This window comes from Candidatus Phytoplasma asiaticum, assembly GCF_015100165.3.
Classification (GTDB): Bacteria; Bacillota_I; Bacilli_A; order Acholeplasmatales; family Acholeplasmataceae; genus Phytoplasma; species Phytoplasma citri.
This window is the reverse complement of record NZ_CP097206.1, coordinates 250,743-263,955: the sequence shown is the minus strand read 5'-3', so window position 1 is coordinate 263,955 and position 13,213 is coordinate 250,743. Positions and strand designations below refer to the sequence as shown.

Annotated in this window: 9 protein-coding genes; 1 reads left to right on the top strand and 8 read right to left on the bottom strand. The window is 23.4% G+C overall.

Translation table 11 applies throughout. The features are described from left to right. The first annotated feature begins 1,238 nt into the window (after window positions 1–1,238). On the top strand, window positions 1,239–2,156 hold the full coding sequence (locus H7686_RS01180) for a hypothetical protein (RefSeq protein WP_444517560.1): 918 nt from the start codon (window positions 1,239–1,241) through the stop codon (window positions 2,154–2,156). Window positions 2,157–2,449: 293 nt separating this feature from the next. Here H7686_RS01180 and tilS read toward each other — a convergent pair whose 3' ends face one another. From tilS to H7686_RS01140, 8 genes are all read right to left on the bottom strand, one after another. After that, a complete protein-coding gene (gene tilS, locus H7686_RS01175) occupies window positions 2,450–2,947 on the bottom strand; it encodes a tRNA lysidine(34) synthetase TilS (protein WP_444517559.1) in 498 nt (165 codons plus the stop codon). Between the two features lie 1,082 nt (window positions 2,948–4,029). Then, window positions 4,030–4,389, bottom strand: a complete 360-nt coding sequence (locus tag H7686_RS01170) for an ATP-binding protein (protein ID WP_304513384.1) — start codon at window positions 4,387–4,389, stop codon at window positions 4,030–4,032. Window positions 4,390–5,898: 1,509 nt separating this feature from the next. Beyond that, window positions 5,899–6,261 (bottom strand): ATP-binding protein, encoded by a 363-nt coding sequence (locus H7686_RS01165; protein WP_249175847.1) that lies wholly within the window; start codon window positions 6,259–6,261, stop codon window positions 5,899–5,901. 5 nt (window positions 6,262–6,266) lie between these two features. Next, window positions 6,267–8,009, bottom strand: a complete 1,743-nt coding sequence (gene aspS / locus H7686_RS01160) for an aspartate--tRNA ligase (RefSeq protein ID WP_193621846.1) — start codon at window positions 8,007–8,009, stop codon at window positions 6,267–6,269. Continuing rightward, entirely contained in the window at window positions 8,009–9,298 is a 1,290-nt protein-coding gene (gene hisS / locus H7686_RS01155) for a histidine--tRNA ligase (RefSeq protein ID WP_193621847.1), read from the bottom strand. The genes aspS and hisS overlap by 1 nt, the downstream gene beginning before the upstream one ends. A gap of 122 nt (window positions 9,299–9,420) precedes the next feature. Next, window positions 9,421–10,566 carry a tRNA 2-thiouridine(34) synthase MnmA gene (mnmA, locus tag H7686_RS01150; protein WP_193621848.1) on the bottom strand — a complete coding sequence of 382 codons (1,146 nt, stop codon included), beginning with the start codon at window positions 10,564–10,566 and terminating at the stop codon, window positions 9,421–9,423. A gap of 4 nt (window positions 10,567–10,570) precedes the next feature. Next, entirely contained in the window at window positions 10,571–12,403 is a 1,833-nt protein-coding gene (locus H7686_RS01145; RefSeq protein ID WP_193621849.1) for a nitrilase-related carbon-nitrogen hydrolase, read from the bottom strand. A gap of 63 nt (window positions 12,404–12,466) precedes the next feature. Next, window positions 12,467–13,204: a YitT family protein gene (locus H7686_RS01140; protein WP_193621850.1), complete on the bottom strand. Its 738-nt coding sequence runs from the start codon at window positions 13,202–13,204 to the stop codon at window positions 12,467–12,469. Window positions 13,205–13,213 lie beyond the last annotated feature (9 nt).

Below are 13,213 nucleotides of genomic sequence, written 5' to 3'. Positions count from 1 at the left end.
CGAACATTGAATAATTAAATCGATAAACTAGAGTTTTTATTGTAACAATTAGATATTAAATATTTTTTAGAATATTTCAGTATTTCTTATGAATTTTAAATAATTTTTTTATTTCTTCAAATTTTTTAAATACAATTTTTTTAATTTTAGAAAATTTAATATTTTAAGACATAAATAAATTCTTATTGATTTTATTTGTTTTTAAAATAATAAAACTGATTATTTATTATATACTTTTAAAGAATAATAAATATTATTATTTGTTCTATAATCTATTATATTTATTAATTTCATTTAATAAATAAAATATTTTTTTCATTAAAATTGGAAAAATAATCATGAAATAAATTATAAATTAAATTTTTTTTAAATTTCAAAAAAATTACTTTAAATGTTTTTGATAAAAAATATTTTTTAATTTATTATTTTTTTATAAAAAAATGAATAAATTTAAAATAGAAAATATATAAATTTTATTTGACAAATTAATTTTAATTTTAAAAATAAATAAAATTTTGATTAATTCAAGAATATAATATGTTTGTTCGGATAATTTTATTAAAGAATTTTTTTGATAACTTTAAATATTCATTATATATTTGCAATTATTATTGATTATTTCAGCAATTATATTTAATACTATAATTTTTTTCAGAAAGAAAAAAGTTTTGGATAAATTTTATCTTACAAAAAAACAATTGATAAAATTTTGATATTTATAGATTAAGCACGGGCGCCAAAGAGGCCTAAATTTCGTGCTATCTAACCAATAGCCAGAGCCGATAAACTCTGAAAGGAGATGGTCGGTTTGGCAAACGAAAGAATGTCAAATTATTATTTCCAATTTAGTTTAGATTATTTTTTCATTACAATATTTTAATCTTGGTTATTTGAGCATTTATTTTTGTAATATTTTACAAAATTAATGAGATTTTTGATTTTTTTCAAAAATATCATTATAAATTGTAATGAATATTTATATATATTTCTTAGATTTTTTATAAAAAATCTAAATAAATTCCCATTATATCTAATAATATTAAAATTATCATTAATTATGTCCATCGTGATATATCCTCGTTATATAATTTAGAAAAGAAATATTAAATAAAAAATGTTTTTTTTACATCAAATAAAAAAAATCAATGTATAATACTTAGTTATTATAATTATAAAAAAGTAAAAATATAAATTATTTTTATTATTTTGTTTAGAAAGAAAAAAATTAATCAATTATTATGACAAATGTAAGTAAAAAATATTTATTCATTTTGAGTATTATTTTATTATTTATTACAATAGTTTTTATATACATTAACAAAAATAATGAGCATAAAAGTGATATTTTTTTAGAAGTATCTAATTCAAATTTATCAGAAGAAATGAATTCCAAATTATTAGAACAAACGAAAGAATCGGATATTCAACCGAAAGATAACAATTTTTATATTGACCAAAAAATTAATAATGAAAATAATAATGATATTTCTTTCCAAAAAAAATTAAATTCCAATTTTATAAAAGAAAGAAAAATCGATTCCAAAACACAATCATCAATACAAAAATTTAATTCTCAAGAAGAAAAAAAATATAAAACTAATATTAATTCGGATCAATGGGAACAAATTCAAAAATATTTTTTAGACCTTGAATATGATGATGTTTCTAAAATATCTTTTTTACCTTCTGAAGATCTAATTTTTATACAAAAGGAAAAAACAAAATTTAATATTGAAGAAAAAATAAAACAAAAACAAGAATCATTAAAAAAATGGCAAAAATGGTTTAACGAAAGCCAAAGAAAAATAAATAATTTACAAAAAAAACTAAATTTTCTTCCTGATCTAAAAATACTCGAAGATGAATTGCAAAAATTAATTAAATTAGAAAATCAGCAATTATATCCAAATAATAATAAACCGAATATAAATCCGCAAATAAAAAAATATGATTTCGATACAGAACATCAAAACTTACAATCAAAAATAATACAAATAACAGAACAAAAAGAAAATATTTATAAAGAGATTGAAAAAGAAAAAGAAAATCAAAAAAGATTTTCTAAAATGATTGATGAAATAAAAGAAAATCATTGCAAAGAAATTCAATATAATATTCAATATATTAAAAATAATTTTTGCATCCAACAATTGTAATCATTATTCATAATCAATTATTTATTTTAAAATTAATCTATAGGATGTTAAAGCGATAATAAAATTAACTTCAAAAGGTTAATTTTATGCTAGCTAATTTTCCTTTTTGATTAAATATAATCTTTATTTAAGAAATTAATAATTTTAAAATAAATTTAATTAAAAATTTTATCAAAATTAATTATAAAAATAAAATCATTAGATAGATATTTAATTTCTGAATTAAATAATTGATTTTTTAATAATTTATAATTTAAAAATACGGATAGATTGATTGCGTTTTATGCAGCGATTTATCTTTGCTTAGCAAGAGTTATAATTTTACCTTCTCCTAAAGTTTCATTAGAGTATAAATAAGGAATCCAAATAATTTTTTGCGTTTGATCTGCTATTAATAACAATTTTTGTCTTTGTGTAATAGGAATTTTATGATTAATTAAAAAATTTTTTAATTTTTGCTTTCCAAATTTAAATTGCAATACATCTCCTGATCGCCTTGTTCTTATAATTAAAGGAAAAATAATTTGCCCATTGTTATAAAAAATCTCTTTTTGAATCATATTTGAAGGATATATTTTGTGATCGTGATGAAAATACAAAATAGTTTTTAATGTATTAATATTATTTTCAGTTCTAACTACAGAAGTCAATTGCCATTTATAATATTTTTTAGATATTTGCCATTGGTCGTTTAATTTCATTTCAAAATAAGGTTTATTTTTATTATTTAATAATTTAACAATATTATTAATTAAAACAAAATTTTTATTTATTTTTTTTCTCTCTAACAAAACTAAAATAATATTTTTTTGAATAACTATATTTAATTTACAAAAAACTTCTAAACAATAATATATAGGGATAGATTATTTACGTTTTAATAATCAGATTTATATTTTGATTATCTATTACAAATAGCCCCCCTCTAAACCGGACAAGCAAGTTTCCAAGCATCCGGCTTGCCATAATTTATTTTCTTCCGAAAACTAATTTTGTGTTACCACTAATTAGTTGTTTATTCTGATTATTTAATATCGTGATTTTGTTGTTCAATTATTTGGCGATAATCTTTCTTACATAATAATTATTTAACAGATCATGATTTATTTTAGCTATTGATTTATTCATGGTAATATTGTTCAATTTCGGGATTATTATGTTAACAACTTTTGTTCCAATAATTTTGTTATCTAAAATTGAGTAAATGATCGATAAGTATTAATTATATTATTCATCCAAAATTTAAGTACTTTTTAGATAATAAACAATCTTGAATGATATCCGATATTTGTTAAAGCTTAATTTATTTTCAACTCTAACTTTCAAATAAACAATAAATTACTGACTTCTTTCGCTCTATAAAGGTAGTTAACCTTTTTCCTGGGAGGTCGATTGACTTAATAATTCCGTATTAAGTTTTACTTCTCCAACTACTAAAAAGTCGCTTTATCCTTGGGACTGATAGCTTTTACTCTATCCTGAATTAATTTAATAACTATCCTTTAGGATTCTCCAAGTTACTCTAAATATCGACCTTAGTTCCTTAGGTGAAGTAACCGTTTTTTAACAACGGTGAGATTCCAGGTTTTTTTGATTGATAAACTATCCAATACTCAACAATTATATTGATAGCCTCTGGACTGCTCGATTGCAGTAGTTTGCGAGACAGGTTATTATTTTACATCTTCTTATTCTTCTTAGGCCTTTTCGGACTTATCCTTAAAACTATTCGGTAGCGGCATCTTTTTTGATTAACTACTTCATCGCAACCCGCTTTTAAGAACTGCTGTAATTCTTTATTCTTTCGTTTAAAGAACCGTTCTTATCCTTTCCAGTATTTATCGTTCTGGTGATTGGTTAATTCACTTGATATTTAGGCCTCTTTGGCGCCCTGTTGATGATAATGATATTTCAAAAATAAATTTGTTTGTTCTTTGACTAATTGATAAATTTCTGTTAATTGAATATGAAATTTATAAATATTTTTTAAAAAATTATGTTCCTTTTGTAAATAAGGAATAACAAATTTGCGAATTCTATTTCTAGCATAATAATCATTTTGGTTAGTTTCATCTTCTAAAAAAGAAATTTTTCTATGATTAGCATAATTAATAATTTTTTCTTTTGAAAGATATAAAAATGGTTTTAAAAACACAAATTTTTCCATCAAATAAATAGGTTGCATTCCGCTATATCCTAATAAAGAACTCCCTCGCGATAATTTTAATAAAATAGTTTCTGCTAAAATACGGATAGATTATTTGCGTTTTTTTGATAACTATCAAATATTACAAACAGCCCCCGTCCAAACGGTGCGAGCAAGTTTCCCAGCACACCGCTTTCCCTAATTTATCCCTTTTTTCTGGGTTTAACTTCGTGTCGCCACTTGTTAAATGTTTATTCTTGACCTTTGGCTTTGTCTTTTCTAATACTGTTGGTTGTTCTGTTTAAGATCATTCTTACTAACATCATTTTTTATCTATCACACTTCTCCAGTTAGGGTTCCAACGTAGTAGATTTCTAAGGATTGATTTTCTATCAGAAAAACTTCAAATTTTTTTATTGTTAACCTGTCGGTTAATCTTGTTTGTCCTGAAAAGATATTAGGATTAATGATTATTCGGGTTATTTCGCCTTGATAATTTTTCATCCCTTTAATTATTCTCTTCCAAGGGAAACTCTCTCATAACTCAATTTTTATCTTTTTGGTTGGTAAATTATATTTTATTCTTCGTCTTGGTTAATGGTTGAGTTTCTAAAGATGAAGATTTTTCATTTTTCTGAACTAGTTTCTTTAAACAACTGTATTCGTGTTTTGGAACTTTTCAGATTGTTCTATTTTGGATTAAAACTTTGGTTTTATCTTTCCCTTTCAGCAAATGTATCATTTAAACGGTTTCGGATTATCTTAGTTATAAACATATTTTTGGTGATAATTCTTTAATTTATTTAAATCCATATCACTTATTATTTTCCCATTTAGTTCGGTTTTCTGTTCCTTTGTTGGCAGCAATGCGGTTAAATGAGAGGTGTATGTATCAACTAGGTTATTCATTCCCCATTTAATTTCTTGTTTTATATGTCAGTTGTTTTACAGATGGGCCATGAATCTTATTCATTGTCCTTTGAAGCTGCGATTTTAATGAATCGAAAAAAACCTTCATAAGTTCAACTATCCCTTTTCCAGTCCCCCCAATTGAATAAACAATAAATTACTTTCTTCTTTCGCCCTATAAGAGTGATTAACTCTCTTCTTGGTAAGCCGATTAACTAAATTATTCCAAATTTAGGTTTACCCTTACGACTACTAAAAAGATTCTTTATCCTTGACCATCCGGACTTTTATTTCCGGATTAGTAAATTTAATTACTTAGTTTTAGGATTCTCCAAGTTACACTAAATTTCGACCTTAATTTTTTAGGGGAAGTGTCCTCTTTTGGGAGGCTGATTCCAGGTTTTCTTTTCTGATAAACTACTCAATACAAATGATTTATATTAGTAGACTCTGGACTGTTCGCTTCAGCAACTTCCGAAACAGGACTCATTATTACATCGATTTTCCTTCTTAGGCCATTCCAGGCTTCTCCATAAAATTATTCGGTGGCGAGATCATCTTGACTAATTTGCTTTCGTCGCAACCCGCTTTTATGGTCTGCTGTAATTCGACATTCTTTCGTTTGTCGAACCGACCATCTCCTTTCAGGATTTATCGGCCCTGGCTATTGGTTAGATAGCACGAAATTTAGGCCTCTTTGGCGCCCTCATTTAAATGATGAGCTGTCATAATATAACGAGTTTTATATTGGACAGCTATTTTTTGCAAATATAATTTTCGAGTTAAACTAGCTTGATTTTGAAAATTTTTATTTTCCAAACTTAATTCAAAATAATAAAAAGGTATTTTACGTAATTGACAATATTCATTTACTAAAACTTTATCCTGATAAGAACTTTCTCTTTTTAAATGATTAAAATGAACTACAATTATTTGAAATTTTCTAGAATATAAATAATCTAATAAAGTCATAGAATCAACACCACCGCTGATCGAAAGAATATATTTATATTCTTTTTTTAATGACATTGCTAATGATAATAAAAACATAAACTTCAATTATCTTCCTTAGATAAAAATGATAAATTTAAAATATTTAATTGCTTTTGAGTGACAGTAGCAGGAGTTTGCAACATCAAATCTTGTGCTGTTTGAGTTTTAGGAAAGGCAATAACATCTTTAATATTATCTGTATCAGTCAATAACATAACAATTCGATCTAAACCTAAAGCAACGCCACCATGAGGAGGTGTACCGTATTGCAAAGCTTCTAAAAAAAAACCGAATTGTTTATGCATTTCTACTTCAGAAAAACCTAATGTATGAAATATTTTTTTTTGGTAATCATATTGATAATTTCTTAAAGATCCACCACCAATCTCATAACCATTCCAAACCAAATCATATGCACATGCTTTTGCCTCATGAGGATTTTGGTCCAAAATTAAATAATCTTCTGCTTTAGTAAAAGGATGATGCATAGCTTTATATTTATTTTCTATATCATCAAAAATTAATAAAGGAAAATCTATGATCCACAATAAAGATAATTTTTGAGCATCAATCAAATTTAAATCTTTCGCTAATTTATTTCTTAAAAAACCTAAAGCTTCATAAGAGTTATAAGATTTTCCCATAGTTGAATCGAATACAAAAAAACAATATTCATTATTTTTTAAAAAATTTAATTCTTTATTTAAATAATTAACAAAATTACCTTGAATTTTATCATCAATTTTAATTAAATAATACAAATCTAATTGATATTGATTTTTAATCCAATGACAATATTGTAAAATTGTTTTTTTATTTAATAAGGATTTTTCTAATAAAATGAATCTAATACCTAAAATATGAAATTTATGGATAATTTCTGTTGATATTACAGATAAATTGAAAAAATTTGTCAAATTTTCTATACATAAATCAAATCTCAAATCAGGTTTATCGGAACCATATTTTTTCATAGCTTGATCATAAGTTAATTTAATAAAAGGTTTCTCAATTTCATAATGTTTAAAATTTTTAATCAAACATATCATAATTTTTTCTACTAAATTCATAATTTCTTCTTGAGACCAAAAAGAAATTTCTATATCAACTTGGGTGAATTCTGGCTGACGATCCGATCGCAAATCTTCATCACGAAAACAACGTGCTATTTGAAAATATTTTTCAAATCCAGAAATCATATATAATTGTTTAAATAATTGGGGAGATTGAGGTAAAGCATAAAAAGATTCAGGATACAAACGCGAAGGCACTAAATAATCCGAAGCTCCTTCAGGTGTAGATTTCGCTAATATAGGAGTTTCTAATTCGAAAAAACCCTGAGATATCAAAGTTTGACGTATATTTTGAGTAATATAATGTCTTTGTAACAAATATTGTTTTTGTTTTTCTTTTCTTAAATCCAAGTAACGATATTTTAATCTGTGACTTTCATTACTAATATTTTTATCTTCCACTACTAACGGTAATGGTTTCGCTTCTGATAAAACATATAATTGACTTATTACAATTTCGATATCACCAGTTTTTAAATTAGGATTTTTATTAATTCTTTCTACTACTAGACCTTTAACTTCGATAACAGTTTCTATCGGTATTTTAGATATTTCTAAATATTGCGGATGATTTTTTTCTATAACTAATTGTATTAATCCTGAAAAATCTCTTAATATTAAAAATATTTTGTTTCTCAAATTACGTTTACGAGCAATCCAACCTTTTAAAAAAACCCGTTCACCTTGATTTTTTAAATTAATTTCATTATTATTATAGCTATATTTACTCATTACGATTGTAAAGTTAACTCCTTTTTTAAAAAAGTAATAATATTATTTAAATTTACATTATAAATTATTTGGGTAGTAGTATTTTTAACTGTTACATAACTTTCTTTTAATTCTTTAGTGCCCATAAAAATAAGATAATTAGGTTTTAATTTTAAAGCTTTTTTAATACATTTAGTTAAATTAATTCCATTATTATTATAAATAATTTCAGCATGAATATTATTTTGACGTAATTTTTGAATTAATCTAAAAGATTCATAATTAACTGAATAATCTATTGACAAAACACATACATCTAATAGTTTAAAATTAATATTTTTCCAAAAATTATTATACTGCAAAGCCAACATGAATCGTTCTATGCCGATAGCAAATCCTATAGCTTTAATCTTTTTTTTATTTTCGAAATGGTAAATTAAATCATTATAATTACCGCCACCACCTAAAATTAATTCAAAAGATTTTTCATTAGATATCGGTAATACAATTTCAAAAACTATATCTGTATAATAATCTAATCCTCTAACTAAAGTTGGATCCACATAAAAATTAATATTTTCTTTTTTTAATAATGATAAAAATATTTCAAATTTATTTTTAAGAGATGAATCTAAAAAATTTAAAATTAATGGGGCTTTTTTTAAAAAAATTTTATTTTGGCAAATTTTACAATCAAAAATTCTTAAAATATTAAATTGCTTACGTTTTAAACATAAAGAGCATAAATCTGATGAAAAATTTTGCAAATAATCAGAAAAAATTTTAATAAAATTTTGACGTGTTTGCGTATTACCTAAATGATTAATTTTAATTTTTGCCTGAGTTAAATTAAAAAAATTTAAAATTTCATTAACTAAACAAAAAATTTCTAATTCGGATAAATCATGATAATTACCTAACATTTCGATACCTATTTGATGAAATTGACGATATCGTCCGAATTGAGGTCTTTCATATCTAAAAAAAGGACCACAATAATAAAATTTATAAATATCATCGAAATTATAAAACTTATTCTCTAAATAACTACGAACGATACCAGCAGTTCCTTCGGGTCTTAAAACAATTTTGCGACCTTTTTTATCTAAAAATTGATAAGTTTCTTTGTTAACCATTTCAGAATAAGGTGTAGCATGATAAAAAATATCACGATACTCTAAAATAGGGGTACGTATTTCTTGAAAATGATATTTCTCCATAATTTTTTTTAAATTATTTTCTACAAATTTTAAATTTAACATCTCTTCTTGAAAAAAATCTTTAGTACCTTTAATTTTTTTAATATTCATAACTAATTTTAATATTCCTTTTGAACAATCAGTATATACAAAAAAATTAAATTAAATTATTATAAGTTATTTTTTTATATTTTAAAACCAAAATAATAATAAATTGAATTATTCATTTTTCTTTAAACATACTGACGTTTTTTATTTTTATAATAAACCTCTTTAATCATTCCTGCTCCTAAACAAATATCTTCATAATAAAAAGCACATATTTGACCAGGAACTACTGCTTTAATTTCTTTAAAAAAAATTCTTAATTGTTGTTTATTAATCCAATAAAGTTTTACTTCTTGTTCGGGTTGTCGATAACGAAATTTTGATTTTAAAATCATAATATTCGGATATTTAAAAGATTTATAATTTCGCCAAACAACATTAATAATTAATGCGGAATCACTATATAAATATATACTTTCAGAATTTTGATCCACATAAAGAGTATTAGTAACTAAATCCTTGCCAACCACAAACCAAGGAGATGAATTATAAGATGTATTACCTAGATTTAAACCTTTACGTTGGCCAATGGTATAATAAAAAACTCCTAAATGTTTTTGAGATAAAATATTACCCTTCATATCTTTAATTAAACCTTTATTAATAGGTAAATAATTTTGTAAAAAAGCCGAAAAATTTCTCTCTCCGATAAAACAAATACCTGTCGAATCTTTTTTATTAGCTGTCGCTAAATTTTCTTGATAAGCTATTTTTCTTACCTGCATTTTAGTCAATGCACCTAGAGGAAATAAAATTTTAGTTAATTGATGTTTTTGTAATTGAGATAAAAAATAACTTTGATCTTTATTTTGGTCTTTAGCTTTTTTTAAAATTTGATCGTTCTTGATAATATGTAGGCGTGCATAATGACCCATAGCAATAAAATCTGGCTTAAAAAGGCGATTAACATAATTAGAAAAAATAGAAAATTTAATATAATTATTACATAAAACATCAGGATTTGGAGTTAAATTTTGATTAAAAAGATCTAAAACATAAGAAAAAACTTTATCCCAATATTCTTTAGAAAAATCCACAAAATGACACTTAATATTTAATTGTTCGGCAATTTTTTGAGCATCTTGAAAATCTTGTATTTGAGGGCAAATAGTTTTTTTAAGAAAAGGATTTCCTTGAATATCATAATTTAAACTACTATCCCAATTACGCATAAAAACACCTTCAACTTCATATCCTTGTTTTTGTAAAAGAAAAGCAGATACACTACTATCGACGCCACCAGATAAACCAATAATAACTTTTTTCTTCATGATACTATTTTTTATGTTTTCTCGGAAATAAAGTTAAAAATTTGAAATTAAATTTAGATATTAAATTAGTTTCTGCTCGTTCTAATAAACTATTTTCAAAAATTTTGGGACCCGAAGATATATAATTTCTTTGATTTTGGCTTTGGTAAAAAATTTTTAAAGTGCGATAAGTAAAATCTAAACTATCTTCTATATTAATATCAAATGTTTTGGCCAATAAAAAAGAAATTTTTTCTAAAGTTAAACTATATTTTAAATAATAAAATAAAATAAAATCTTTTTTAATAATATTATCGTTATTAGATTGTAAGATAGCTTTTTTTTGATAAAAAGATTTTAGATCAGGGAATTGCGAAAATATTTCTTGATTTAAATGAAATAAAACTAATTCTGCTATTAAAGTGTCTGATAATCCGATATTAAGATTAAAATTCATATCAAAATTATATAAATTTTTTGTGAATCTTCCTAAACTAATATCAGATAAATTATGATTTTCTAAAAAAATATTAATTTCTTTCAAATCGATAAAATTCCAATTATGATTAACTATATTCATATTTTTCTTATCATCCGATAAATCATCATAATGCAATAATAAAGATGAATATTTTTGATAATTATTAATTCCTATTTTTTGCAAAAAATCTTTTATCAAATCAATAAACAAAACATCGGAATCATTTATAAAAATATTTAAATCATTAAATTTTTTCTTATTTAATTTAAAACTTTGAATTACTACTAATAAATTAATTAAATCATTTAAATTAGAACTTATAGATAAAAAAATTTTGCTATTAGGATGCAAAGATAATTTATTACATAAAAATAAACATTGCAAATGATTGGATAAAAGTAACTGTTCATTTAATTCAGATTCACTCAAAAAAGGTTTGATACTCCATTTTTTGTCAAAAATAAAATCTTTATCTTCATTTAAATCAAAATAAGATTTTGCAATTATTATTTTTTTAGATTCTAAAATTTGATCTGCATAAGTAGTATCTATTAAACGTTGATGTTTAATAAAATCTATACAAATATCTACAATTAAACTTGTGTCTGAATTAAAAATATCTTTTTCTCCTATTAAATTTCCTAAAAGAGCAGCTATTTTATGATTGGAAAATACAACATCATTAGACATTTCGCTTTTCATACCATTACTAACATAAAAATACCCCCCAATGTGTTTACGAGAATGATTAATAACTGCCATACGACGTAATCTTGCTTTGCCTAAATGTTCTGTAGAAGCAGATAAATTAAAAATGAAATGTGCTCCTTTTTTTATTAATAAATCACTAGGAGAATTAATAGTCCATAAATCTTGACAAATTTCTACTCCAAAACAAATATTAAAAATTTGATTAACAAATAAAATATTTCCAAAAGGAATTTTTTGACCTAACAAAGTAATTTCTTGCATTTCTGTTATCACATGACCAGAAGTAAACCATCTTTTTTCTCGAAATTCCTCATAATTAGGAATAGTATATTTCGGAATAATTCCCAAAATTTTTTGTTGTTGTATAACGATGGCTACATTAAAAATCATATCTTGCCAAACTAATGGCATTCCTAAAATATAAACGCCTTTGAAAGAGTTTTTTTGAATAATATAGTTTAAAGATTTTAAAATATTATTATTAAAATCATTTTCAAAAAAAAAATCACCAGCTGTATAGCTGCTTAAACATAATTCTGGGAAAACCACAAAACTAGCTTTACTTTTAGCTAACACCTTTAAAATAATATCATTATTTTCATCAAATTTTCCAAAAGTTAAATCGGGGTTTGTTAATTCAATTTTTAAAAATCCATTCTTGTACATTACGTTATTTTCAGTAATCAACCTTTCTAATAAAATAATTCATATTATTCATTTATTCTAATATTAATAATTTAAATTATTATTATTTTCAACCAAATTAAATTTAACTTTTTTATCCATAATCCAACCAATAATATAAATAGATAATAGTGATAATACAATTCTTATCATAATTTCCGAAAACATGTTAAAAAGATTTATTTGATCAAAACTTTCTAAAATAGAAGATAACAATATTAAAATACCATCAGTAATAAATAAAGAAATTTTAAAATTCATTCCGCAAACATCTTTTAAAAATTGTTGAAAAACATCCATACCTCCGGTAGTGAATCCTAATTTTCTAATGTTAGCTTGAGTAAAACCTATTAATAATCCGCCTAATATAGAGGCAACAAATAATCTCCAATATTCATTATTCCATACCAACAAACGAGTCAAAAAAATTGTCGATTCACCTAATATATAAGGAAGACAAGAAATTGCTATCATTAAAATAAAAGCTAAAATAGCACTTTTTAATATAAATTTTTTACCAAATATTTTATATCCCATAATTATGGCCAAAATATTATAAAAAAACATAAAATAAATCATTATTTTATCAGAGATAAAATAAGAATTATTTGTAAATAAATTACATAAACGAGCACTTGTTAAAGCTAATCCATCAGTTCCGCCTATATTTAATTTACTACCCAAAGTAAATACAAACATAGTTATTGCTAAAATAATATCATTTAAAATAAGTATTAACCATGTATTAATATTATTGTGATAAAATTTTGGTTCTTTATTCATATTTTTATC

Coding starts and splice junctions, on each gene's coding strand:
- H7686_RS01180 (WP_444517560.1), top strand. CDS start 1,239: ATGACAAATGTAAGTAAAAAATATTTATTCATTTTGAGTATTATTTTA.
- H7686_RS01145 (WP_193621849.1), bottom strand. CDS start 12,403: ATGTACAAGAATGGATTTTTAAAAATTGAATTAACAAACCCCGATTTA.
- aspS (WP_193621846.1), bottom strand. CDS start 8,009: ATGAGTAAATATAGCTATAATAATAATGAAATTAATTTAAAAAATCAA.
- H7686_RS01140 (WP_193621850.1), bottom strand. CDS start 13,204: ATGAATAAAGAACCAAAATTTTATCACAATAATATTAATACATGGTTA.
- H7686_RS01165 (WP_249175847.1), bottom strand. CDS start 6,261: ATGTTTTTATTATCATTAGCAATGTCATTAAAAAAAGAATATAAATAT.
- hisS (WP_193621847.1), bottom strand. CDS start 9,298: ATGAATATTAAAAAAATTAAAGGTACTAAAGATTTTTTTCAAGAAGAG.
- mnmA (WP_193621848.1), bottom strand. CDS start 10,566: ATGAAGAAAAAAGTTATTATTGGTTTATCTGGTGGCGTCGATAGTAGT.